The sequence below is a fragment of the Streptomyces sp. V3I7 genome (assembly GCF_030817495.1).
Taxonomy (GTDB): Bacteria; Actinomycetota; Actinomycetes; order Streptomycetales; family Streptomycetaceae; genus Streptomyces.
Genome location: NZ_JAUSZK010000001.1, coordinates 3,472,222 through 3,495,784, shown reverse-complemented (window position 1 = coordinate 3,495,784; position 23,563 = coordinate 3,472,222). Strand labels below are relative to the sequence as shown.

Below are 23,563 nucleotides of genomic sequence, written 5' to 3'. Positions count from 1 at the left end.
GGTAGGCGGCCGTGCCCTGTTGTAGAAAGAGCGCCATGACTCACGAGCCCTTGGTGCGACGCCTGGTCATCGACCTGTGCCGACGCCCGGCCGCGTGTTGTCGTTGTCACCGCGTCCGTTGACGCTTCCCGCCGGCCGCCGGGGTTCCGCGCGCCGGTGAGGCATGTTCCCCGCATCGCGTAGCGGGCTGATTCCACTTCCCTCGGTACGGCGCCGGGCCGCCTTTTCGTGTCCGGTTCCGTGCGTTCACCTCCGCCGGACCGCGCCCTGTCGTGCTGCCCCGGCGTCTTTTGGAGGCTGCCTCGTGTCCACCCTCTCGCGCCTGGACGAAGCCGGTCCAGGCGCCCCGCCCGGCGAACGGTCGCGCCGCCCTCGTCCTCAAGTCCTCGCCGCTGTACGGCAGATGGCTCTGCCCTTCGGCTCCCTCCTGCTGTTCCTCGTCCTCTGGCAGCTGCTGGCGGCAGGCGGGGCGTGGAGTCCGACGCTGGTGCCGCCGCCGGGGCGGGTCTGGGACGCCTTCGTGACCGTGTCCACGACGCATGACGGCGTACGGGGCTACAACGGCACCTATCTCGTCGAGCACCTCGGCATCAGCCTGCGGCGCATCGCGATCGGGGCCGGCGCCGGCATCGCCGCCGGCGTGGTCCTCGGGCTGCTCATGGGCACCGTCGGCTGGGTGCGCTCGCTGTTCGAGCCCTGGATCACCTTCCTGCGGACGCTGCCGCCGCTGGCGTACTTCTCGCTGCTGGTCATCTGGCTGGGTATCGACGAGGAGCCGAAGGTCACGCTGCTGGCCGTGGCCGCGTTCCCGCCGGTGGCGGTGTCCACCACGGCGGCCGTGGCGGCCGTGCCGGAGAGCCTGGTCGAGGCGGCCCGGGCGCTCGGCGCCTCGCGGTGGGACGTCGTCCGGGACGTCGTGCTCCCCTCCGCGCTGCCGGAGACGCTGACCGGAGTCCGCCTGGCCGTCGGGGTGGCCTACTCCTCCCTCGTGGCAGCCGAGTTGGTCAACGGGCTGCCCGGCATCGGCGGCATGGTCAAGGACGCCGCCAACTACAACAACACCCCGGTGGTCATCGTCGGCATCACCGCCATCGGCGTCTCCGGACTGCTCATCGACGGTCTGCTGCGGCGCCTGGAAAGCGCCGCCCTGCCCTGGCGCGGGCGCGCGTGAGCCCCGCGCGGCCCACACCGCCCGTGCCACCCGCGCCGCCCGCGGAAGAAGCCCCTCTGCACAGAAACGGTCGCCTCATGCCCCGTATCCCTCACGGCCCGTCCCGCCGGCTGCTGCTCACCGGCGCCCTCGCCGCCGTACCGGCCGCGCTCTCCGGCTGCTCGGCGCCCAGCGAGGCCGCCTCGTCCGGCAACGGCCGGCGGCTGCGCATCGGTCATTTCGCCTTTCCCAGCGGTGACTTGATCGTCAAACACCGGCGGCTGCTGGAGAAGGCCCTGCCGGACCACGACATCACCTGGGTGAAGTTCGACTCCGGTGCCGAGGTCAACCAGGCCTTCCTCGGCGGGTCCCTGGACATCGCCGCCCTGGGGTCGAGCCCGTTCGCCCGGGGCGTGTCCGGGCCGGCGCCGATCCCGTACAAGGTCGCGTGGATCCTCGACGTGGCGGGCGAGAACGAGGCACTCGTGGCGCGCAGGCGGACCGGAATACGCGAGGTCGCCGGGCTGCGCGGCAGGACGATCGCCACGCCGTTCGCGTCCACCTCGCACTACAGCCTGCTCGCGGCGCTGAAGGCGGCCGGTCTGACGCCCTCGGACGTCCGGCTCGTCGATCTGCAGCCGCAGGCGATCCTCGCCGCCTGGCAGCGCGGCGACATCGACGCCGCCTACGTCTGGCTGCCCACCCTCGGCGAACTGCGCCGGACCGGTACCCAGTTGACCAGCAGCCAGGAGATCGGGCGCGCGGGCAGACCGACCCTGGACCTGGCCGTCGTCTCCGACGACCTGATCGCCCGCAGCCCCCGCGTGATCGACGTCTGGCGCCGGGCGCAGGCCCAGGGGCTGCGCCTGCTCCGGTCCGATCCGGGCGGCTCGGCCAAGGCGGTCGCCACCGAGCTCGGCATCAGCACCGCGGACGCCGAGGCCCAGCTCGCCCAGGGCGTGTTCCTTTCCCCGGAGCAGGTGGCGTCCGCCGACTGGCTGGGCACCGCCGCCGGCCCGGGAAAGCTGCTGGCCTACGTCGGCGACACCGGCCGCTTCCTGGCCGAGCAGAAGCAGATCGACAAGGCCCCGTCCGAGGCCGCGATCCGCGAGGCCTTCTATCTGAAGGGGCTGCCCGATGTCCTCCAGTGAGACCGTCGCCCCCGCGAGCGTCACGCGTACCGGTGCGGGCTCCGCACGGCTCGACCGGGTCACGCACCGGTACGGCGCCGTCACCGCCGTCGGCCCCGTCGATCTGACCGTCCCCGCAGGGGAGTTCCTCGTCCTGGTGGGCGCCTCCGGCTGCGGCAAGAGCACGTTGCTGCGGCTGATCGCCGGGTTCGAGCGGCCCACCGACGGCTCGGTGCGGGTGTCCGGCGCCGAGCCCCGGCCCGGCGAGACGGCCGGCATGGTGTTCCAGACGCCGCGGCTGTTCCCGTGGCGCACCGTACGGGGCAACCTCGACCTGGCGCTGCGGTACGCCGGTGTCGACCGCGCCCAATGGCCCGCCCGGCGCGCGGAGTTGCTGGCGCGCGTCGGCTTGGAGGACGCCGGGAGGCGGCGTACCTGGGAGATCTCCGGCGGTCAGCGGCAGCGCGTCGCCATCGCCCGGGCGCTGGCCGCCGAGCATCCGCTCTTCCTCCTCGACGAGCCGTTCGCCGCGCTCGACGCGCTGACCCGGGAGCGGCTCCAGGAGGACATCCGCCGGATGACCGTACGGACCGGCCGGACCACCGTGTTCGTCACGCACTCGGCGGACGAGGCGGTGTTCCTCGGCTCCCGCGTCGTCGTGCTGACCAGGGGCCCGGGGACCGTGGCCCTCGACCTGCCCATCGGCCTGCCGCGCGAGGGAGGCGACCCCGAAGAGCTGCGCCGCTCACCGGAGTTCGCGGAGCTGCGCGCCCAGGTGGCGCACGCCGTGAAAACGGCCGCGGCCTGACCGGCCCCACTCCACAAGAAACCGGCCCACCCCACGAGAAACCGGCCCACCCCACAAGAAAACCGGCCCACCCCACAAGAGACCGGCTCACCCCACAAGAGACCGGCTCACCCCACAGGGAAGGACACCATGAGCATCCTCAGCGACCGCCCCACCGCCACCGCCACCCGGCTCCCACTCACCCCGCTCGGCCCCCGCTTCGGCGCCGAGATCCACGGCGTCGACCTCGGCCGCCTCGACGACGACCAGATCCTCGCCCTGCGCGAGGCGCTCGTGGCGTACAAGGTGCTGTTCGTGCGCGGACAGGACGGGCTCGACGACGCCGCGCAGATCGAGTTCGGCCGCCGCCTCGGCGAGGTCACCGTCGGCCACCCGGTCCACGACTCCGGTGACGTGGCCCCCGAGGTGTACGCGCTCGACAGCCAGGACAACGGGTTCGCCGACGTGTGGCACACGGACGTCACGTTCGTCCGGCGACCGCCCGCGATCTCCGTGCTGCGGGCCGTCGCGCTGCCGCCCACCGGCGGCGACACCAACTGGGCCGACAGCCAGCTCGCCTACGAGTCGCTGTCGCCGGGCCTGCGCGCGTACGTCGACACCCTCACCGCCATCCACGACGGCAGCCGCGAGTTCGGCTACTACCTCGCCCAGCGCCGGCGCGGCCGCGGCAACCTCTGGGAGGGCGAGGTGTTCACCGAACTCGCCCCCGTGGAGCACCCGGTGGTGCGGGTCCACCCCGAGAGCGGACGCAAGGGCCTGTTCGTGAACCCCGGCTTCACCTCGCACATCACCGGCGTCTCCGAGCACGAGAGCCGCGGCATCCTCGACATCCTCTACGCCCACCTCACCAAGCCCGAGCACGTCGTACGCCACCGCTGGCGCCCCGGTGACGTCGCCCTGTGGGACAACCGCGGCACGGCCCACTACGCCAACCGCGACTACGGGGACCAGCACCGCGTCATGCACCGCATCACCCTGAGCGGCGACGTCCCGGTGGGGCCGGGGGCGGCGGAGTGAGCGGGACGGGCTGACCAGGAGTATCTGGTGACCAGTCCAGTCGGCCAGGGCGCGAAGGAGGGACGGGCGGTCGCTCACCCGCCCGGCCCAGCCCCGCGTGCCATATGCGGGCATTTATCCATATCGGCATCTCTTGGTGTCATAGTGCCGCCATGGAGATCACGGCGGACGGCAGCCGAGCCGGAGTCAGCGGGATCAGTCGTACGCGTCACGGGTTCCCGCGGTGACGGCGCCCTTCGCCGGGCGGCCCCGCGCCGTCCTCCTCACCCTCGGCCTCACGCTCGCCTGCGTCGCCGGGATCGCGCTCCTCCTCGCCCCGGCCGACGAGGACCGGCCCTCCCGTCCCGCACACCCCGGCCCCGCCGCCCAGGCCCCCGCCCCGGGCGCCGCCGGCATCGGTGATCCGCTCGCCCCGCTCGACGGCAACGGCGGCTACACCGTCCGCCGGTACACGCTCGACTTCGACTGGCAGGCGCCGAGGACGCCCTTCCGGGCCGGGGCCACCGTCAGCGCGGTCGCCACCCAGGCGCTGTCCCGGTTCGACCTCGACTTCGCGGGGAACACGCTGCACTCGGTCACGGTCGACGGCGTACCGGCGAAGGACGTACGGCGCGAGGGCGACGAACTCGTCCTGACGCCCCCGCGGCCCATCGCCCGTGGCCGCGCCTTCACCGTGCGGGTCTCCTACACCGCCGACCCGACGCAGCAGCGCCATCGCGACGACGCCATCGGCGACTACGGGTGGATGCCCACGGCCGACGGCACCGTGCTGCTGGCCCAGCCCGACGGCGCCAAGATGGTCTTCCCCGTCGACGACCACCCGAGCCTGCGCGCTCCGGTCACCTTCCACGTCACCACCCCGCCGGACGTCAGTGCCGTGGCCAACGGGCGGCTCGTCGAGCGGAAGCGGCGGCCGGGCGGGCGCGTCACATGGACGTACGACTCCGAGCAGCCGATCGCCGCGCAACTGGTGCAGCTGGCGATCGGGCGGTTCACGTTCGTCGACAGCACCGGGCCACGCGGGCTCCCGGTGCGGGACGTGGTGCCGACAGGGGATCTGGTGGCCGGCACCGAGGAGTCCCGGGCGCTGACCCCCGAGCACCTGCGCTGGCTGGAACAGCGGCTCGGGCCCTATCCGTTCGGCCGCTACGGCGTCCTGGTGGGCGACGCCGACCTGCCGGTGGCGCTGGAGACGCAGTCGCTGTCCGTCGTACCGAGCGCCGATCTGCTGGGCGATCAGGTCGACGCCGAGCGCAACCTCGTGCACGAACTGGCCCACCACTGGACCGGGAACAGCGTCGCCATCGCGCGCTGGTCCGACCTGTGGCTGAGTGAGGGTCACGCCCGCTACTACGAGCGGCTGTACTCGGCCGAGCACGGCGGGCGCGCCCTCGAGGACGTCATGAGGGCGGCGTACGAGCAGCACGACCAGTGGCGGCACGACGACGGCGCCCCCGCCGAACCGTCCGCCTCCTCTCTGTTCCGTCAGATGCGCTACGACGGCTCGGCGCTGGTGCTCTACGCCCTGCGCGAGGAGGTCGGTGAGGAGACCTTCGGGCGGATCGAGCGGACCTGGGTGACGCGCTATCAGGGGCGAGCGGCCGGAACCCGGGAGTTCATCGCCCTCGCCTCCGAGGTCGCCGGACGCGACCTGACGCAGTTTCTGAAGGCATGGCTGTACGGGCCGCGGACCCCGCCGATGCCGGGACATCCGGACTGGCAGGTCGATCCCGTCGTGGCGGAATGAGCCGTCACGACGGGTGTGAGAAACGCCATCTGACGCGCCGCCGGGCGGCTTGCGACACCCCGACGGGCGACATCTGACACTCCGGCGGACGACGCCTCCGCCACGCCCGACACCCTTTTCTCCGACCTCGCCACCCACGGCGAACGTACTGCCGCCGACCGGGTGGCCTGTGCCGGACCACTGGTCCACGCCGGTGACGGTTGGCGCGACGCGGCGGCCGGGGCACGGAAACGTACGAGGGGTGGGCGTGCGGGGCAACCCCGGTGTTCCGGTCGCGCCCTGTTCGAGCCCTGGCTGAATCCTGGTTGCGCCGAGCATGGTTGGAGAAGCCCCCGATGAGAAGACCTCTCGCCTCCCGCGTCCGCAGCACCGTCTTCCGGCACCGCTGGCTGGTCTGCGCGACGGCGTCGGCGGCGCTCCTTCCACCGCTGCTCATCGGCCCGACGGCCGACGACGACGTGGCGGCCGACGAGCGTCTGCAGCGCGACTTCACCCAGGCCGCGGACGAGTACCACGTGCCGCGCAGCGTGCTCATGGCCGTCTCGTACCAGCAGTCGCGCTGGGACGCCCACCCCGGCGTCCCGAGCGTCGCCGGCGGCTACGGGCCGATGCACCTGGTGGACACGAAGGCCGCCGCGGGCCGCGCCTGGGCGCAGGGCCAGGCGCAGGGGCAGGGGCAGGGACAGAGCCAGGGGCAGGGACAGGCGGGCGAGGACGGCGGGCAGGCGCTCGCGGGGGCGCCCGCGGCCTCCGGCGGCAAACCCGCGGCCGCCCCCGCCGGGCAGCCGACCGACCTGCACCGGGCCGCCCGGCTCATCGGCACCCCGGCGGCCCGGCTGCGCAGCGACAGCACCGCCAACGTGCGCGGCGGCGCGGCCCTCCTCGCCGCGGCCCAACGGCAGCTCGGCCACCCGCTGAGCGCCGACCCGGCCGACTGGTGGGAGGCGGTGGCGCGCTTCCCGGGGGCGAGCGACACCATCGCGGCGGCGACGTACGCCAACGACGTCTTCGCGCTGATCCGCCGGGGCGCCAACCGCACCACCGACGCGGGCCAGCACGTCAGCCTCGCCGCCGCTCCCGGCGTACGCCCCCACCGGGTGCTGCTCAGGGACACGAACCGGCCGAAGCAGGTCGAGTGCCCGGTCGACCTGTCCTGCTCCTGGCTCAGCGCGCCGCACGTCAAGATCGACGACGAGGCCTACGGCAACCACGACCCGGCCGACCGGCCCCGGGACGAGAAGATCGACTACATCGTCATCCACGACACCGAGGCGCCCCTGAAGTCCATGCTCCAGACGGTGCAGAACCCGACCGAGCCGTCCTGGCACTACTCGATCCGCTCCAAGGACGGCCAGGTCACCCAGCACGTCCGCACCAAGGACGAGGCCTGGCACTCGGGCAGCCAGTTCGTGAACGCCCGCTCGATCGGCATCGAGCATGAAGGTTTCCTCAAGCAGCCCGACGCCTGGTACACGGAGACGATGTACCGGACCTCGGCCCGTCTGGTGCGCTGGCTGGCGAGGAAGTACGACGTCCCGCTGGACCGGCAGCACATCCTCGGCCACGACAACGTGCCGTCCCCGACCGCCACGTCCATCCCCGACATGCACGACGACCCGGGTCCCTTCTGGGACTGGCGGCACTACTTCGACCTGCTCGGCGCGCCCCTGCGGGCCACGGCCGGCCCGGACAGCGACGTCGTGATGATCCTGCCGGACTACCGCACCTACAAGCCGCTGTACACGGGCTGCGACAAGGACGACGTGCCCTGCAGGCCGCACGGCTCCAGCGCGGTGCGGCTGCACACCGAGCCCGCCGACGACGCCCCGCTGATCCAGGACCCGGGACGGCGCCCCGAGGGCGACGACTCCACGGTGGACGTGCACGACCTGGGGTCGCGGGTCTCCGCGGGCCAGACCTTCGCGGTCGCCGACCGCAGCGGGGACTGGACGGCCATCTGGTACCAGGGCGAGAAGGGCTGGTTCCGGAACCCCAAGGGCCGCCCGGTCGCCGTCGGCGCGACCGGCCGGATGGTGACGCCGAAGGAAGGCCTGGAGGAGATCCCGGTGTTCGGCCGGCCCCTGCCGGAGGAGAGCGCCTACCCGGAGGACATGGAACCGCCGTCCGAGTCGCCGCTGCCGTACTCCCTGCTGGAGGGCCAGCGGTACGTGACGCAGTCGAGCGTCGTCGGCACCTACGCCGACCGGTCGGTCTTCGACGCCGCGCCGCGCCCCGTGGTGCAGGGGAGCGAGGAGTACTACGAGATCCAGCTCGGCCAGCGGATCGGGTACGTCCGGGCCGGGGACGTGGACGTGGTGGCGGGCTACGCCGGGGCGGCGGGACCCGAGGCCGGGAACTGAGCCACGACGTCGGGCGCCCCCGCCGGTTCGGCGGGGGCGCCCGTTGTTGCGGAGCGTTGGTGGTTGTCCGGTCGGACCCGTTGGTCCGTCAGAGTGAGGGCGCGCCGTCCGGCGTCGTCTCACGCCGCGTCACTCGAGCACGTCACTCGTCGGTGCCCGTCACCGGACGGGTGCGGCCGGGCTGCGGGAGTTCGCCCGCGCGGGCGCGGATGTTGAGGACGTCGCCGATGAACAGGTCGTACACCAGCACCCCGAGCACACCGCCGATGAGCGGGCCGACGACGGGGATCCACCAGTAGTCGCTGAACGCCCCGGCTTCGGTGCCCGGGAAGGCCAGCGCCCCCCAGCCCGCCACCCAGGTGAACAGGCGCGGACCGAAGTCGCGGGCCGGGTTGATGGCGTATCCGGCGTTCGCGCCGAAGGACATGCCGATCGCCGCGACCGCGAAACCGGTCAGCAGCGGGCCGAGGTTCGACTGCACCGGCAGGTTGCGCAGGTCGATGAGCGCCACGACCAGCATGACCAGCAGCCCGGTGCCGACGATCTGGTCGAGCAGCGGACCCCAGATGCCGCCGTGGAAGTACGGCGCCGGGAAGGTGGCGAAGATCGAGAACGAGGCGACCGTGTGGCCGTTCGTCTTCGGTGCCTTCACGACCAGGTCGAACGCGCTGATCGCGTCGTGGTAGACGGCGTACACCAGCGCCGCCCCGGTGAAGGCGCCCACGAGCTGCGAAAACCAGTACGGCAGGACCTTGGCCCAGGGGAACCTGCGCCGCACCGCGAACGCCAGGGTCACCGCCGGGTTGATGTGGGCGCCGCTGACGCCGCCGGCGACGTACACGGCGAAGACCACGGCCAGGGCCCAGCCCCAGGTGATCAGCAGCCAGTCGCCCGCGGCGAGGAAGAACGTGGTGGGCCCCTCGGTACGGCCCGAGCCCGGCAGGGCCACGACCGCCGTCGCGACCACGCCGCAGCCGAACATCGTCAGGACGAACGTTCCGAGGAACTCCGCGAGGCACTCGCCCAGCAGGCCCCCTCGGCTTCTCAGCCGGGAAGGCGAGATCAGAGCGGGGATTTCCACAGCCATCTAGACCCCCTTGAGGGTGCGCGCCGGTCGACTCGCACCATCGTGGGGGGCGCAAATGGGGTTCCGCCACCTCAATCCGGGAAAAACGAGCCGCCGTTACTCACGCACGGTGAACCTCAGGGGGCCTTTTCTGTCGGAGCGTCACACCCTGTCGATGTCCGCGGCTTCTCCAGATCCACGGCCGGGGCTTCGGCGCCCGGCGGCGTCCAGGTCTCCAGGCGCTCCAGCTGGGCCGCGGTGACGGCACGGACGAGGAAGGCACCGGCCACGGCCGCCCCCACGACGGCCGCGTCGTACGCCACCAGCGGCCCGATGTCCGAGTAGGCGCGCTCGATGGTTTTCTCGACGGGCTCATCACCGAACAGACCGACCCCGCCGAACGAACCGACCAGGCACAGCCCCCACCACACGTTCAGCACCCACGGCGGCCGCCTGCCGGGCACGCTCGACCGGTACACGTCGGCGATGAGACCGCGCGGCACCCACAGGTTCACGAGCGGCACGACCCAGCCCGCGTAGACCCAGAACCCGGCGTACCGCGGCCGCTCGCCCGACAGGACCATCCCGTTGTCCCGCACCCGCCACAGCCACGCGATGAACACGAAGGCGCAGACCAGCGCCGTTCCCCCGCAGACCGAGTGGACCAGGTGGTACGCGTTCTCCAGCGCGGTCAGCGGGCGGTGCTCGCCGCCCCGCGCCGGCGGTCCGGAGTGCGGCTCCCCGGCCGCGTACAGCCGGACCTCCATCACGGTCTTGGCCGCCCAGGCGGCTCCGGCGAGCAGCAGGGCACCCACGGCCCACCGGTCCGCACGGTGCACGGACCGCAGGCCGGGGTGCTTCGCTATGTGCTCGTTCACGCGGGCATCTTGCCCGAGCGGCCGCGCGCGTCGGCGCGGAGCCCGGGAAAAGGTCTGGCCAAGACTTCGGGTCGGCCGTACGGGCGAACCCGGCGTGCCGCCGTGTGACTCGGGCTCTTGACTGGAGGGCGGAGCCGTGGCCGATCCGTGGTGCCGCGGGCCAGGAACAGGGAGACACACGATGGCCGGTCAGCGGCATTGGTGGGCAGGCGGCGTGACCGCGGTGACGGCCGTCCTCGCGGCGCTCGTGGGACTGGGCGGCTGCTCGGACGGCGACGGCACACCGTCGAACCCGGCCAGCAAGGCCGCGTCGGCGGCGTCGGCCGCCTCCTCCCTCGCCTCTCAGGCCGCCGAGGGGCTGGCCTCGGCGTCGGCGGAGGCGAAGCGGCGGCTCGACGGGGTGAAGGGCGGCGTCAACGCCAAGGACGAGGTGAAGCTCGGCACCCCGGGCACCGATCCGGACGGCCGGGTCACCGTCGAGGTCACCGCCGACAACAAGGCGAGCGAGACCAAGTCCTTCGCCGTGCAGGTCCAGTTCAACGACGCGAACGGCAATCTCCTCGACACGGTCGTCGCCACGGTCCGCGACGTCCGGGCGGGCGCGACCGGCAACGCCACCGCCCGCAGCACGCGCAAGCTGACGGGCGAGGTGAAGACCGAGGTGGCGCGGGCACTGCGCTACTGACGCGGGCACCCCCGCACCCGGGCTCAGGCCATCCGGAAGAATGCCCGGGCTCAGGCCATCCAGAAGAAGACGGCCGTCATCCGCTTCTCCTCCAGGGCCGTCCCGAAGTAACCGGTCGCGCTGTGCACCAGGTTGGCGTGGTAGAGCAGCAGCCGGTTGTACTTGTGCGGCACCCGCACGTCCTCCTCGAAGGCGTCCGGGGCCACGAAGCGCGTCCCGAGGGCCTCGACGAGGTTGGTGTGCGGGGCCTGGACGACGTTGCCGCCGAGCCGCCCGCCGGGCAGCGACTGCCGGAAGAAGCTGGTCCCGCAGTCCTTGGGCACACCGGGGTTGAGATAGAGCACGGCGGCGTACCGGCACAGGGCGCGCGAGTCGGTGTGCGGGCGCGGCCGGCTCTCGCCCTCGCCGACGACCTGCACGCAGTTGTGGTTGAGGGTGCCGCCGCCCGGCGTCTGCTGCACCCACAGCTCCCTGGCCCCGGTGGCCTTCCTCACCAGCCGTTCCACGTGGGCGAGTTCGTCCGGGGCGAGCCCGGGCATGGCCCGCAGCCCCGGCCAGGTCTCCTGAGTGTACGGATAGCCCTCGGCCCAGTCGTCCTTGGCCAGACAGCGCTCCCGCACGGCGTCCACGTCGGGCAGGACGTCGTCCAGCACCCAGTAGTCGCGGCCCTTGGTGGGCTTGCGGTAAGGGAGAACGGGCAGCGCGGAGGGTGGCCGGGGGGCCGGGTGTGGGGGCATGCGGCCAAGGTAGGCGTGGGTCCCTCCCCGACTCGACCGCGATCAGGTCAACAGTCTGTCAACTGTGCGTAGGTGCCAGCCGTTGCCGAGCGCACCGCCCGGCTGGCCGTGCCGGGCGTCCTCGAAGCGCTGGACGTGCAGGACGAAGCGCGGGTTCTGGCCGTTCTGGGCCGCCCGCGCCGGGCCGGCGTTCGCCACCGCGATCAGGGCGGCCGCGGCGACCACGGCCGCGGCCACGCCTCTTGCCGTGGGCGTCGCCCCGAGCGCCCGGATCCGGGATCGGGTGAGTGCGGTGAGGGGTGGTCCGTAGCGTGCGGAGGAACGTCCGAGCACGGCAACCTCGCAACGACAGCGACGTATTCGGCAGGCCTGGGCGCCGTTCAACCTAGGGGCTGGTGAAGCGCGACGGCAAGGGGGCCCGGGGGAGTCGGGCCACCGGCGGCGGGGCCGGATCAGGCCTGGACCCGGCCCCGCTCGCGCACCTCGGCCAGGCGCCGGGTGCCGCGTTCGAGGGCCTGGCGGGTGGCGTCGGCGGGCAGCGTGCCGAGGGCGCCGTTGGTGAGGACGATCGCGTCGTCGCCGGCGCGGACGGCCGCGACGTCGAGGGTGAGCGTGGTCGGCGCGGTGTCCTCGGAGCTGCTCGTGCCGGTCACCGTGATCCGCAGGCCCTGCCGGGCGTCGCCGTACGCCGGCAGCGCGATGGGGGCGACCTGGACGTACTGCGTGCCCTGGGCGACGGTGTTCGCCGTGAACTGCGCGCACGTCTGCGGCAGCTTCTTCAGCCAGGCCAGCGTGCGGTCCACGTCGGCCGCGCGGCGGGTGGCGACCTGGTAGCGGAGCTGGGCCTGGTCGTCGGCGTCGTCGAGCGCGGTCACGGCGTACGTCTTCGTCGGCTCGCCCAGCAGCTCATCCGCGTACAGCCCGTCCATCAGCCGCTGGCATTCGGCGTTCTGGGTGGTCGCCTTCAGCAGCCCGTCCCGCCAGCCGGCGGTCCCCTCGGTCGGCTTCCACGGCGCGCCCAGGTCCGCCTGGCCGATCAGCGCGTCCCGCGCCTGCGCGTCGGTGAGCGCGCCCGAGGAGCGCCGGGCGGCCGCGGACGCGTCGACGCCCTCCTGGCCCGCGCGCACCGGCTCCCGGCTCAGGCAGCCGGAGACGGCGAGCAGCACGGCGAGGGCGCCGGCGGAGACGGGCAGCAGGCGGCGGGCCGGGGCGAGGAGGGGCATGACGGGGCTCCCGAGCGGTGGTCGAGCAGAGGTGGTCGAGCAGAGGTGTGGGTCGAGCAGAGGGTGGGGCACAGGCCGGCCGCGCCGGCGCCGGCATGTGCCCCTCTCACCGCACCACCGCCCACCCCGCCCCACCAGCGCGGCGACCCGTCCGGGTGAGGACGGCTGCCGGACGGACGTATACCCGGCCCGGGGAGGGGAAGAGCGCGAGGGACCGAGGGACCCGCGGACGTGCGGGGCCGAGGGAGAAGGAGACCGCAGTGAGCGACCGGACGGCCGTCCCCGTGATCTATCTGGAGACCGTGGCGGGATGACCGGACGGCGCGGGATGACCGGACGGCGCGGGATGACCGGGCGGCGCGGGTAGGTATCCGTCCGGTATGCCGTGCCCCGCGTCCGTGCGAAGGAGTCCGCGTGACCGACCTCTCGTCCAGGAACCCCGACTGGTGGCGTCAGGCCGTCATCTACCAGGTCTATCCGCGCAGTTTCGCCGACGCCGACGGCGACGGACTCGGTGACATCAGGGGCGTCACCGAGCGCCTCACGCATCTGAGCACGCTCGGCGTCGACGCCCTGTGGCTCAGCCCGTTCTACCCCTCCGAGCTGGCCGACGGCGGCTACGACGTCGCCGACCACCGCGACGTCGACCCGCGGCTCGGTACCCTGGCGGACTTCGACGCCATGGTCGCCGAGGCCCACCGGCTCGGCCTGAAGGTCATCGTCGACATCGTCCCCAACCACACCTCGCACCGACACCTCTGGTTCGAGGAGGCCCTGCGCGCGGGCCCCGGCTCCCCGGCGCGCGAGCGTTACGTCTTCCGGCCGGGCAAGGGCAAGCACGGTGAACTTCCGCCCAGCGACTGGCAGTCCGTGTTCGGCGGCAGCGCCTGGCAGCGGGTCCCGGACGGCGAGTGGTACCTGCACCTGTTCGCCGCCGAACAGCCCGACCTGAACTGGGACCACGACGAGGTCCGCGCCGACTTCCGTACCACCCTGCGCTTCTGGGCCGACCGGGGCGTGGACGGCTTCCGCGTCGACGTGGCCCACGGCCTGGCCAAGGACCTCACCGAACCGCTCCGCGACATCGGCGACCTGGCCGCCACCGGCGAGGACGCCCTGGAGCGGGTGGCGCCCGGCACCCACCCCTACTGGGACCGCGACGAGGTGCACGAGATCTACCGCGACTGGCGCAAGGTCTTCGACGCCTACTCCCCGTCGCGCACGGCCGTCGCCGAGGCCTGGGTCCCCGGCCCGCGCACCGCGTTGTACGCCCGCCCCGACGAACTCGGCCAGGCCTTCAACTTCCCCTATCTGCAAGCCCCCTGGGACGCGGACGAGCTGCGTCGGAGAATCATCGACGCGCTGGCCGCGGCCCGCTCGGCCGGGGCCTCCGCCACCTGGGTGCTCTCCAACCACGACGTCATCCGGCACGCCTCGCGCCTCGTGCTGCCGCCCGACACGGACGACAACGCCTGGCTGCTGTCCGGCGGCCGCGCCCCGGCCGTCGACGAGCGGGCGGGCCTGCGCCGGGCGCGGGCGGCGACGCTGCTGATGCTGGCGCTGCCCGGGTCGTCGTACCTCTACCAGGGCGAGGAGCTGGGCCTGCCCGAGGTCGCCGACCTGCCCCAGGCCGCGCTCCAGGACCCGATCTGGGAGCAGACCGGCCGCACCCGCAAGGGCCGCGACGGCTGCCGGGTGCCACTGCCGTGGACGACGGACGGACCGTCGTACGGCTTCGGGGCGGGCGGCGCCTGGCTGCCGCAGCCCGAGTCGTTCGCGTCGTACGCCGTCGAGGCACAGGCCGGGGCGGCGGGCTCGACCCTGGAGCTGTACCGCACGGCCCTGCGCCTGCGCCGCAAGCTGCTGGAGGGCGAGCGGCTGACCTGGGCGGCGGACACCCCGCCCGGCGTGCTGCACTTCGCCCGCTCGCAGGGCTGGCGGTGCGTCACCAACCTGTCGGACGCACCGGTCCCGATGCCACCGGGCGAGCTGCTGCTGGCCAGCACCCCGCTGGAGGAGCCGGGCGCCGGGGTGCTGCCGCCGGACACGACGGCCTGGCTGGGTGCCTGATCAGCGCCCCTGCCCCGAGGTCACCTCACGGTCGGACTGGGCGTGGGCGAGTTCCCCGAGCCCGGCGGAGGGGTCAGCACCACCTGGGGCTGGCCCGGGGGCGGCGGGGGCGGGGTCAGGTCCGACGTCGGCAGCTTCGGCGGCGTCGTCTGCTGGAACACGGTCTGGTCGAAGTCGACCAGACCGGTCTTCTCCATGACCGTGATGTGGTCCAGGACCGTCGCGTTGGCCTGGTCCGCCAGGGCCCGCACCAGGGTGTTCTTGGTGGTGGACCGGACCTTCGCGATCGTGTTGAAGATCGAACCGTGCGTCATGCGCAGGATGTTGGCGAAGTCCCGGTTGAACTGCCCGCCGCTCTCCGCCGCCAGCGTCCTGACGAAGCCCTGCTGCTGCGGGCTCGCGACGTTGGGCAGGGTGATGTTGAGCATCGGGGCGATCCTGCGGCAGCTCGCGTCCAGCCCCGCGTGCCCCTGGATCAGGTGCTCTCCCGCGGTGCGGACCTCCTTGGTGGTCCCCTTCCTCAGCGCCATCTGCCCCAGGGGGTACTCCCACAGCCCGGCGGCCCGCACCTTGACGACGAAGTCCCGCTCCCCTTCCGTCAGCGGACCCCACTGGGTCTGGGCGATGATCCGCGACTGGTCGGTGGAGACGGTGGACAGGCCCAGCATGCTCGGGTAGGCGAGCGCGGCGAGGGTCAGGCTCAGGGCACCCCCCACGAAGAGGGTCCCCATCGCGTTCCGCGAAAAGCGCACCGTGCCTCCTGCCCGGTCGTCAATCCCGCCCGCAGACGGTTCGGCCACACATCAGTACGGGCGCCGAAGCCCCGGAAGTCTATTGGTTTGGCAAAGACTTGGGGAGAGGTTCACAGGTTGCGGCCGGCCCGGGCTTCCGCCTGCGCGCCGGGCCGCCGCTCGGTCCGCCGTACCGCGAAGACCGTGGTGTCGTCGGTGAGATGGCCGCCGGAGTGCCGGAGCGTACCGTCGCGTACGAGAGCCACCAGGCGCCGGGGCTCGACCGTGCGCGCGTCCGACGCCAGCGCCCGCGTCACCTCCGGGACCAGCGGATAGAACTGCCCGGCCGCGTCGCGGGCCTCGGTCACCCCGTCGGTCACCAGCAGCAGGGTCTCCGTGGCGGCCAGCGGCGTGCGGTGCACGGGCGGACAGCTCTCGCCGGTGAACTCACCGAGGCCGAGCGGGAGCCCGTCGCCGGCCGGCAACTGGCGGACGCCGCCGGGGCCGACCGCGAGCGGCGGCTCATGGCCGAAATTGACGATCTCGACCGTGCCGTCGTCGTGGAGGGGGAAGCCGACCAGCACGGCGGTGGCGAAGCGGTCGCATACCTCGTCACCGAGCAGGGCGCCGAGGTTGCGGTGGCGCAGCATACGGATCTCCAGACGGCGCGCGACCGTCGTCAGGTCCGCCTCGTGGTACGCCGCCTCCCGGAAGGTGCCGAGCAGCGCGGCCGCCGTCTCCACCGCGCCCAGCCCCTTGCCCTGCACGTCGCCGACGAGCACCCGGGTGCCGTGCGGGCCCGGCTGGATGTCGTAGAAATCGCCACCGACGTTGGCGTCGCTGTCGGCGGCCAGGAAGGCGGCCGCCTGCTCCAGGCCGGCGCCGTAGCGCGGCAGCGGGCGCAGGACGGTGCGGCGGGTGGTCTCGGCGATGGTGCGCATGTGCAGCATGCGGTGCTCGTGGCGCACCCGCAGCACGCAGGCCAGCACCGCCAGGGCGCCGCCCATGGCGACCAGGATGAAGTCGGCCAGGCCGGCCCGGTACTCGTCGGGGAACGCGCCGTCCACGGCGACGTACACCACCAGCGAGAGCACACCGAACGCGGCGGTCGTCCACACCGCGCAGACCGAGGCGGCGAGCCCGGGCACGAGGACGATCCAGGTGACGATCCGGAACCGCTCGCTCGTGTTGAGGTCGACCAGCACGATGCCGGCGAGCAGCAACAGCGGCAGGAGCCAGGCGATGCTGCGCCCCCGCACCCGCAGCGGCTGAGCGTCCCGCCGCGGGGATGCGTCGTCGGTCACGGCCCCCAGCGAAACACGCCCCGCCCCGGCCCGCATCCGGGCACCCGAGTTGCCGGGCCCCCGCCCCAGGTGTGCGCTGGATGCGGGGACCGGGACAGGCCCGGAGCGAGCGAGAGGAGTGCTCCCATGGCCCAAGCTGCACCCGTGTCCGGCGCTGCGCCCGGCACACACCGGCGCGCCCGTACGCCCGACGTCTTCGATACGCGCACCCACGCGCGGGCCCGGGTGGCGGTGCCCGTCGGCCTCGGCCTGATCTACGGGTACTGGGCCGCGGCCAACCAGCGCAGCGGCGGCCCGATCACCGGCTGGAACCTGCTGCTCGGCTTCGTGACCGCGTTCGTCTTCGCCCTCGTGTGCTGGGCCCTGCTGGAGGTCGGCCCGCATGTGCGACGGGAGGTGCACGCGGTGGCGTGGTCGGCGTTCGCGGGCATCGCGTTCGGCTTCCTGTTCGCCCAGACCGGCGCGCCCTTGCTGCGCGTCTCGGGGACCGCGCTGGTCATCGCGGTGGCCTTCTTCCTCGTGCTCTTCTACTGGTACTACACGCACGAGGACGCGGAGGGCCGCCGGACCGGCTGACGGTCCCGCCCCCGCCCCCGCCCCCGCCGCAGGCGACACACAGCCGCACAGAACACGGCCGCACGGAACACACGCGTGGGCCCCGGCGCCGAAACGCCGGAGCCCACGCGCTCCCCTGTTCCCTCCTCACCGGCCGCCGAGCCGGCTCCACGGACTCGACGGCGTCCAAGGCCGCGGCCAAAAGCCGCGGGATGGTCGTGAGAGTCCCCAGAACCAGGAAACACCCGTTCGGGTGAACGCTCCACCGGAGAGCGGACGGCCCAGCTCCGCCAAGGCCACCGGCCCGGTCCGCCGGCCGCCGAGGGGCCCGGCGGAGTGACACTCGTTCGGTGTGACCCGTACCCCCGAATGCAGGCCTACGGTTCGCCCGCGCCGGGCCCAGGCCCTTGGCTGGAAGGGTGCCCCCACGCCTCAGGAGCGCCCTGTCGGCGGCGCTCATCGCCCTGTCCTGCCTCCTCGTGCCGCTCGGCGCGCTGGCGGCCTGGGCGGCGTACGGGCTCGCCGACACCGGCCGGTACGTCACGACGATGGCGCCGCTCGCCGCCGACCCGTCCGTACGGGACGCCGTCGCGGACACCGTCGGGGACGGCATCATGCGCGAGGTCGGCCACCAGCCCGACGTCCGCCCGCTGCGCTCCACCGTGGGGCCCTTCGTGCACGACGCCGTGCACTCCTTCACCCAGACCCGCACCTTCCGCCTGGCCTGGGACGCGGGCAACCGGATCACCCACGACGCCGTGCTGCGCGCCCTGCGCGCCGACGACGGCATCGCCGGTGCGCCCGGCCGCCCGGTCACCGTCGACCTCGCCACCCTCACCTCCCAGGTCAAGGCCCAGCTCACCGAGGACCACGTGCCGCTGGCGGGCCGCATCCCGGTCGAGCACACCGACGTCGCCGTCCTCCCGGCGCACGAGCTGGCTCTGCTGAAACAGGGCTTCGACATCCTCGAAGTCGCCGGGTTCTGGCTGCCCGTCGCGGCCGTCGTCCTCGCCGGCGCCGGGATCGCCGTCGCCGTCCACCGCCGCCGCGCGATCACCGCGACCGCCCTCGGCACCGCCCTGGGCGGCGCCCTGCTCGGCCTCATCGTCGCCGTCGGCCGCCGCCTCACCCTCGCCGACCTGCCCGCCGACGTCCCCCATCCCGCCGCGGGCGTCGTCTACGACGCCCTCACGGCCACCCTGCGCACCACCTCCTGGCTGCTGCTGGGCCTGGGCCTGACCGTCGCCCTGGTCACCTGGCTCACCCGGTACGTCCGCCTGCGCTCCCGCGACCGGCTGCCGAGCACCCCGGACAAGTGACGCCGCCCGCCGCCCGCCCTCGTACCCCCGTGGCCCGTGCCCGTGACTTCGCGGTGAGCGACGCCCGTTTGCTGCGTCTCGCCGGAACCGACCACCCCACGCTGTCGTCGACCTGACGCTCCACCGCGGAGAAGCGCGGCGAGGGGCCGCGAGGGGCGGCCGGAGCGACGCCGTCGGCCGAGGGCCGGGAGCGGCCATAATGGGCGTATGCCCCGCCAGTTCCCCATCGGCCTCACCCCTCCCGACTGGCTGATCCGGAACCTCCAGCCACAGCAGGCTCCCTTCAACTGGTCCGCCATGACCCGCGCGGCCATCGCCATGAGCCTCCCCCTCGCCGTCGGACTCGCCCTCGGGCGGCCGGAGTACGGCGCACTCGCCTCCATGGGCGCCCTGTCCGGCGTCATCAGCGACACCGCCGACGCCTACCGGCTGCGGCTGCTGCACATCGCCATCCCGCAACTGCTCGGCTCCGTCGGCATCATCCTCGGCTACCTCGCCTACGGCCGCGGCTGGGTCGCGGTCGCCGTCGTCACCGGCGTCGCGCTGGTCTCCGGGATGATCTCGTCGATCGGCGCGGTGGCGTCCGTGTCGGGACTCGTGCTGCTGATGAACTGCGTCATCGGCGCGGGACTTCCGCTGCCAGGGCCATGGTGGCTGGGCCCGCTGCTGATGACCGGCGGCGGCCTGCTCGTCCTCCTGCTCGCCCTGCTCGCCTGGCCGTTGCGGGGCGGGGTGCCGGAACGGGCTGCGGTCGCGCGGACGTACCGCACGGTGGCCGGACTGCTGGCGGCGGTCGGCACCGACCGCCCGGAGAAGTACGACAACGCCCGCCGCGCCGTCACCCAGTCGCTGAACCAGTCGTACGACCTCATCCTCGGCCGGCGCACCCGGCACCACGGCCGCAGCCCCGAACTGACCCGGCTGCTCGCCCAGTTGAACGCCATCACGCACGTCGTGGAGGTGGCCCCCGCCGCCCACCTCGCCGGCCACCGCCTGCCCCGGGAGATCCCCCAGGCCGTCGACGCCCTCGCCCGCGCCGTGGCGACCGGCGGCACCGGCGCGGCCGAGCCGGCCCTGCCCTTCCCCACCACCGAGACGGGCCGCGCGATCGACCACGCGGTACGGCACGCCGCCTCCGTCGTCACCTCCCCGGACGTCGACCCGCACGGCATCGTCGACCGCCTCGGCAGCCCGGCCACGCTGGGCATCCGCGCCGCCCACGCCGCCCGCAACGTCGTCATGTCCGCCAACTCCTGGCGGTACGGCCTGCGTCTGGCCCTGTGCATCGGCCTGGCCCAGGTGCTGGTCTCCATCGCCCCGGTCCAGCGTTCCTACTGGGTCGCCCTCACCATCACCTTCGTCCTCAAGCCCGACTTCGGCTCGGTCTTCTCCCGCGCACTGATGCGGGCGCTCGGCACGGTGGCCGGGCTGGGCATCGCGGCGGCGGTCCTGTCGGAGGTGCCGCGCGGCTGGTGGGACGTCCCCGTGATGCTGCTCCTCGCCCCGCTGATCCCGGGGTTGACGCCGCGCGGCTACGGCTTCCAGACCGCCGCGATCACCCCGGTGATCCTGCTGCTCTCCGACATCCTGAGCCACCAGGGCACCGCCCTGCTGCTCCCCCGGCTGGTGGACTCCCTCATCGGCTGCGCGGTGGCGCTTGTCGCGGGCTATCTGCTGTGGCCGGAGAGCTGGCACAGCCGCGTGGGCGACCGGCTCGCGGACGCGGTAGCGGACACGGCGCGCTACCTGGAGACGGCGTTCGGCACGACGGTCGGCACGGGCGCCACGGGCGCCGACGCGGAGGCGGAGGGCGCGGCCACCTCCCGCATGCGCCGCCGCCTCTACCGCGATCTCTCCGTCATCCGCACCGAGTTCCAGCGCGCCCTGACCGAGCCCCCGCCCACCGGCCGCCGGGCCGCGGCGTGGTGGCCGCTGGTGGTCGCCGTGGAACGCATCGTCGACGCGACGACGGCGGCAAGGGTCCGCGTACGCCACGGAGCCCCGCCCCCCACGTCGTCGGAGATCTCCCAGCTGACGATGCAACTGCGCGAACTGGCCGCCGGTCTACGCCAGTCCGACACCCTCACCGCCCTCCGCACCGACCTCACGGGCCCGTCGGACAGCGTCCTGGAACCCCTCCGCCAGGAGGTGGCAGCGGCCCGCGCGGTGACTTCGCCGCACTGAGGGTCGGGGAGCCGGGGGACGGTTGGCTCTGGGGCGCGGGGGCGCGGGCCGCGCAGGGGGCGGTGGGGTCGTGGGGGCGCGGGCTGCGGTGGGGGCGTGGGGGGGGCGTGGGGGGGCGTGGGGGGGCGTGGGGGGGGCGTGGGGGGCAGTGGGGGGCAGTGGGGTCGTGGGGTCGTGGGGTCGGTAAGGTCGGCCGACTGTGTGGCGCGCGGCTTCCTCGCCTCAGGGGCGCGGGGGGCAGAGCGCCAGGGGGCGCGGGCGCGGAGACGTGCCACTGCTGCCCCGTCGCCCCTTCCCAAGATCACCACTTAGGACCGCTAACCTTACGTGTCCGTCCTGGCCAGGGATTGACGGGCATCAACTCACCCGAAGGGGTTGCGCACATGGGCATTCTCACTCTCTTGCGGAACGCATTCGGCCGGTCACGCAAGGGGCGTACCGCCGAAGCAGAGGGTGCGACACAAGCGCCCTTGACGGCCCCCGCACAGGAAGAGACACCGGAGGCAACACGGGAACCGACGATCCCCACCCAGTCCCCGGAACCCCGGCCGACCCCAACCGCCCAGGTCCCGGAACCCCGCCCGTCCGCCCCCGACGACCACGACCTGGTCTCGGCCGCCTTCGACAACCTCACGGTGCCCAAGCAGGCGACGGAGCCGGTGGATGCCGTGGAGCGGGTGGAGCCGACGGAGTCTGTTGACTCGGGTGACTCGGGTGAGTCGGCGGAGCCGTCTGCCGAGCCGACGTCCGACGAGGCGCAGCCCGAGCGGGCCGCTGAGGCGGCATCGAAGACGGTGACCAAGCCCGTCGTCCAGACCGAGGGAGAGACGGACTCCACGCCGGTGGCCGAACCCCCGTCAGAGGTCGAGCAGGAGGCGGTGACCGAGCCGGCCGCTGAGCCCGAGTCGCAGGCGGCGACTGCCGAGGCCGAGCCGGAGACCGAGCAGGAGAACGACTCCACGCCGACGTCGGTGGCTGAAGCTTCGGTCGAGGTCGAGCAGGAGACGGTGACCGGCTCCGCCGCACCCGAGCCGCAGGACGTCGCCGACGCTGAGCCGACCTCCGTGCAGGAGCCGGCGCCGGTCGCCGAGACCGCGCCGGAAGCACCTGCGCAGCCGGAGATCGAGCCCACCGCAGAGGCTCCGGCCGAGGCCGAGCAGGCCACCACTGAAACCGTGGACGCCGAGCCGACCGCCGAGACCTCGGCCCAGGCCGAGCGCGTCGCTGCCTCGGCGCCCGTGACCGACGCGGCCCCCGCCGAGCCCGAACTGGTCATCACGCTCGACCCGGACCCGACGGCCACCGAACTGGACCTCACCCCAGAGGCAGAGCCGGAGACGTCTGCCGCCCCCGACGACCAGCCCGAGCCGCAGGCCGCCGAGGCCGATGCCCCGCTCGCCGCCGAAGCACACGCGCCGGCCACCACTCAGGCTGACCAACCGGAGGCTGTCGAGGCCACCACCCCGGCTGACGAGCCCACCGTCGCCGAGGCCCACGCACCCGAAGCCACCCCGGCAGACGAGCCGAAGGCCGACGAGCCCCACGCACCCGCAGCCGCCCAGGCCGCCGAGCCGAAGGCCGACGAGCCCCACGCCTCGGAGACCACTCCGGCCCACGAGCCCCACGCCTCGGAGGCCACCCCGGCCCACGAGCACGAGCCCGAGGTGGCCGAGGCCCCCACCCCCGAGCCCGCCGCTCAGGCAGACGAGCCGGAGCCCACCCCCCAGTCCCCCGAACCCGCAGCCGCCGACGGCGGGGACGCCCCACAGGTGTCACCCGCACTCGACGACGAAAGCAGCACGGGTGGTGCGGGCGGGGACACCGTCTCCACCGAAGGCGAAGCCGAGGCGACCCCGGCCACCCCTACCACCGGCACCCCCACCGACGCCACCATCCCCACCACCCTCACCACAGCCCACCACGCCGCAGCAACCACCCTCACCAACACCAACCTCACCGGCACCACAGCGAAGCTCTACCTCGTGCTGGACCGCTCCGCGAGCATGCGCCCGTACTACAAGGACGGCTCCGCCCAGGCCCTCGCCGAGCAGACCCTCGCCCTCGCCGCGCACCTCGACCCCGAGGCCCCGGACGCCAAGCTGCACGTCGTCTTCTTCTCCACGGAGGTGGACGGCACCGCCGACCTCACCCTCACCGACCACGAGAACAAGATCGACGAGATCCACGCCGGCCTCGGCCGCATGGGACGTACGAGCTACCACGCCGCCGTGGAGGCCGTACTCGCCCACCACGAGAAGCACAACGACCCGGCCACCCCGGTCCTCGTCGTCTTCCAGACCGACGGCGCCCCCGACGCCAAGACCCCGGCCACCCAGTCCCTCACCGACGCCGCGAAGAACCACCCCTCCGTGTTCTTCTCCTTCGTCGCCTTCGGCGAGCACGACAACAAGGCCTTCGACTACCTCCGCAAACTGAAGACGAACAACACGGCCTTCTTCCACGCGGGCCCGACCCCCCGCGAGCTCACGGACACGGAGCTCTACGAGGGCGTACTGGCGGCCTGGCGTCCGTAACAACGCCACGGCGTAGCGAGACGCAACCACACGGGGGCGGGCGGAACTTCCGCCCGCCCCCGTCC

At 73.4% G+C, this 23,563-nt stretch carries 19 protein-coding genes; 12 read left to right on the top strand and 7 right to left on the bottom strand.

Going from position 1 to position 23,563, the window contains the following annotated elements:
• Positions 1–304 precede the first annotated feature (304 nt).
• The 6 genes from QFZ74_RS16230 (at position 305) to QFZ74_RS16205 (ending at position 8,212) form a co-directional block, all read left to right on the top strand.
• On the top strand, positions 305–1,171 hold the full coding sequence (locus QFZ74_RS16230; protein ID WP_373462393.1) for an ABC transporter permease: 867 nt from the start codon (positions 305–307) through the stop codon (positions 1,169–1,171).
• A gap of 77 nt (positions 1,172–1,248) precedes the next feature.
• Positions 1,249–2,301, top strand: coding sequence for an ABC transporter substrate-binding protein (locus tag QFZ74_RS16225; protein WP_307621521.1), 1,053 nt, complete (start codon positions 1,249–1,251; stop codon positions 2,299–2,301).
• A complete protein-coding gene (locus QFZ74_RS16220; protein ID WP_307621520.1) occupies positions 2,288–3,088 on the top strand; it encodes an ABC transporter ATP-binding protein in 801 nt (266 codons plus the stop codon). Before QFZ74_RS16225 ends, QFZ74_RS16220 begins: the two co-directional genes overlap by 14 nt.
• A gap of 129 nt (positions 3,089–3,217) precedes the next feature.
• Positions 3,218–4,105 (top strand): TauD/TfdA family dioxygenase, encoded by an 888-nt coding sequence (locus tag QFZ74_RS16215; protein ID WP_307621519.1) that lies wholly within the window; start codon positions 3,218–3,220, stop codon positions 4,103–4,105.
• A 223-nt stretch (positions 4,106–4,328) separates the two neighbouring features.
• On the top strand, positions 4,329–5,852 hold the full coding sequence (locus QFZ74_RS16210) for a M1 family metallopeptidase (protein WP_307621518.1): 1,524 nt from the start codon (positions 4,329–4,331) through the stop codon (positions 5,850–5,852).
• 335 nt (positions 5,853–6,187) lie between these two features.
• The gene (locus QFZ74_RS16205; RefSeq protein ID WP_307621517.1) at positions 6,188–8,212 is read left to right on the top strand and encodes an N-acetylmuramoyl-L-alanine amidase; all 2,025 of its coding nucleotides are present in this window, start codon (positions 6,188–6,190) and stop codon (positions 8,210–8,212) included.
• A 142-nt stretch (positions 8,213–8,354) separates the two neighbouring features.
• On the opposite strand, the gene QFZ74_RS16200 is transcribed toward QFZ74_RS16205, so the two are convergent.
• Both QFZ74_RS16200 and QFZ74_RS16195 read right to left on the bottom strand, forming a co-directional pair.
• Positions 8,355–9,299, bottom strand: coding sequence for an MIP/aquaporin family protein (locus QFZ74_RS16200; protein WP_307621516.1), 945 nt, complete (start codon positions 9,297–9,299; stop codon positions 8,355–8,357).
• Positions 9,300–9,415: 116 nt separating this feature from the next.
• On the bottom strand, positions 9,416–10,156 hold the full coding sequence (locus QFZ74_RS16195; protein WP_307621515.1) for a DUF4328 domain-containing protein: 741 nt from the start codon (positions 10,154–10,156) through the stop codon (positions 9,416–9,418).
• A gap of 181 nt (positions 10,157–10,337) precedes the next feature.
• On the opposite strand from QFZ74_RS16195, the gene QFZ74_RS16190 reads away from it, so the two are divergent.
• On the top strand, positions 10,338–10,841 hold the full coding sequence (locus tag QFZ74_RS16190; protein ID WP_307621514.1) for an FxLYD domain-containing protein: 504 nt from the start codon (positions 10,338–10,340) through the stop codon (positions 10,839–10,841).
• Positions 10,842–10,891: 50 nt separating this feature from the next.
• Here QFZ74_RS16190 and QFZ74_RS16185 read toward each other — a convergent pair whose 3' ends face one another.
• The 3 genes from QFZ74_RS16185 to QFZ74_RS16175 all read right to left on the bottom strand — a co-directional run bounded on the left by QFZ74_RS16185 (position 10,892) and on the right by QFZ74_RS16175 (position 12,801).
• Complete coding sequence (locus tag QFZ74_RS16185; RefSeq protein ID WP_307621513.1) at positions 10,892–11,578, bottom strand: DUF6445 family protein; 687 nt, start codon at positions 11,576–11,578, stop codon at positions 10,892–10,894.
• A 42-nt stretch (positions 11,579–11,620) separates the two neighbouring features.
• Positions 11,621–11,815: a hypothetical protein gene (locus tag QFZ74_RS16180; protein WP_307621512.1), complete on the bottom strand. Its 195-nt coding sequence runs from the start codon at positions 11,813–11,815 to the stop codon at positions 11,621–11,623.
• A gap of 215 nt (positions 11,816–12,030) precedes the next feature.
• Positions 12,031–12,801 carry a hypothetical protein gene (locus QFZ74_RS16175; protein ID WP_307621511.1) on the bottom strand — a complete coding sequence of 257 codons (771 nt, stop codon included), beginning with the start codon at positions 12,799–12,801 and terminating at the stop codon, positions 12,031–12,033.
• A gap of 414 nt (positions 12,802–13,215) precedes the next feature.
• On the opposite strand from QFZ74_RS16175, the gene QFZ74_RS16170 reads away from it, so the two are divergent.
• On the top strand, positions 13,216–14,871 hold the full coding sequence (locus tag QFZ74_RS16170; RefSeq protein WP_307621510.1) for a glycoside hydrolase family 13 protein: 1,656 nt from the start codon (positions 13,216–13,218) through the stop codon (positions 14,869–14,871).
• 20 nt (positions 14,872–14,891) lie between these two features.
• On the opposite strand, the gene QFZ74_RS16165 is transcribed toward QFZ74_RS16170, so the two are convergent.
• The gene (locus tag QFZ74_RS16165; RefSeq protein ID WP_307624171.1) at positions 14,892–15,602 is read right to left on the bottom strand and encodes a DUF4142 domain-containing protein; all 711 of its coding nucleotides are present in this window, start codon (positions 15,600–15,602) and stop codon (positions 14,892–14,894) included.
• A gap of 131 nt (positions 15,603–15,733) precedes the next feature.
• The gene (locus QFZ74_RS16160) at positions 15,734–16,942 is read right to left on the bottom strand and encodes a PP2C family protein-serine/threonine phosphatase (RefSeq protein ID WP_307621509.1); all 1,209 of its coding nucleotides are present in this window, start codon (positions 16,940–16,942) and stop codon (positions 15,734–15,736) included.
• A 90-nt stretch (positions 16,943–17,032) separates the two neighbouring features.
• On the opposite strand from QFZ74_RS16160, the gene QFZ74_RS16155 reads away from it, so the two are divergent.
• The 4 genes from QFZ74_RS16155 to QFZ74_RS16140 all read left to right on the top strand — a co-directional run bounded on the left by QFZ74_RS16155 (position 17,033) and on the right by QFZ74_RS16140 (position 23,498).
• Positions 17,033–17,482 carry a hypothetical protein gene (locus QFZ74_RS16155; RefSeq protein WP_307621508.1) on the top strand — a complete coding sequence of 150 codons (450 nt, stop codon included), beginning with the start codon at positions 17,033–17,035 and terminating at the stop codon, positions 17,480–17,482.
• 398 nt (positions 17,483–17,880) lie between these two features.
• Positions 17,881–18,780: a hypothetical protein gene (locus QFZ74_RS16150; protein WP_307621507.1), complete on the top strand. Its 900-nt coding sequence runs from the start codon at positions 17,881–17,883 to the stop codon at positions 18,778–18,780.
• A 207-nt stretch (positions 18,781–18,987) separates the two neighbouring features.
• A complete protein-coding gene (locus QFZ74_RS16145) occupies positions 18,988–20,964 on the top strand; it encodes an FUSC family protein (RefSeq protein ID WP_307621506.1) in 1,977 nt (658 codons plus the stop codon).
• A gap of 383 nt (positions 20,965–21,347) precedes the next feature.
• Positions 21,348–23,498 carry a VWA domain-containing protein gene (locus tag QFZ74_RS16140; protein ID WP_307621505.1) on the top strand — a complete coding sequence of 717 codons (2,151 nt, stop codon included), beginning with the start codon at positions 21,348–21,350 and terminating at the stop codon, positions 23,496–23,498.
• Positions 23,499–23,563 lie beyond the last annotated feature (65 nt).

Excerpts from the sequence above, each read along its gene's own strand:
- QFZ74_RS16160 (WP_307621509.1), bottom strand. The coding sequence starts at position 16,942 with ATGCGGGCCGGGGCGGGGCGTGTTTCGCTGGGGGCCGTGACCGACGAC.
- QFZ74_RS16175 (WP_307621511.1), bottom strand. The coding sequence starts at position 12,801 with ATGCCCCTCCTCGCCCCGGCCCGCCGCCTGCTGCCCGTCTCCGCCGGC.
- QFZ74_RS16190 (WP_307621514.1), top strand. The coding sequence starts at position 10,338 with ATGGCCGGTCAGCGGCATTGGTGGGCAGGCGGCGTGACCGCGGTGACG.
- QFZ74_RS16220 (WP_307621520.1), top strand. The coding sequence starts at position 2,288 with ATGTCCTCCAGTGAGACCGTCGCCCCCGCGAGCGTCACGCGTACCGGT.
- QFZ74_RS16155 (WP_307621508.1), top strand. The coding sequence starts at position 17,033 with ATGGCCCAAGCTGCACCCGTGTCCGGCGCTGCGCCCGGCACACACCGG.
- QFZ74_RS16215 (WP_307621519.1), top strand. The coding sequence starts at position 3,218 with ATGAGCATCCTCAGCGACCGCCCCACCGCCACCGCCACCCGGCTCCCA.
- QFZ74_RS16205 (WP_307621517.1), top strand. The coding sequence starts at position 6,188 with ATGAGAAGACCTCTCGCCTCCCGCGTCCGCAGCACCGTCTTCCGGCAC.
- QFZ74_RS16225 (WP_307621521.1), top strand. The coding sequence starts at position 1,249 with ATGCCCCGTATCCCTCACGGCCCGTCCCGCCGGCTGCTGCTCACCGGC.
- QFZ74_RS16140 (WP_307621505.1), top strand. The coding sequence starts at position 21,348 with ATGGGCATTCTCACTCTCTTGCGGAACGCATTCGGCCGGTCACGCAAG.
- QFZ74_RS16200 (WP_307621516.1), bottom strand. The coding sequence starts at position 9,299 with ATGGCTGTGGAAATCCCCGCTCTGATCTCGCCTTCCCGGCTGAGAAGC.
- QFZ74_RS16185 (WP_307621513.1), bottom strand. The coding sequence starts at position 11,578 with ATGCCCCCACACCCGGCCCCCCGGCCACCCTCCGCGCTGCCCGTTCTC.
- QFZ74_RS16165 (WP_307624171.1), bottom strand. The coding sequence starts at position 15,602 with ATGGGGACCCTCTTCGTGGGGGGTGCCCTGAGCCTGACCCTCGCCGCG.
- QFZ74_RS16145 (WP_307621506.1), top strand. The coding sequence starts at position 18,988 with ATGCCCCGCCAGTTCCCCATCGGCCTCACCCCTCCCGACTGGCTGATC.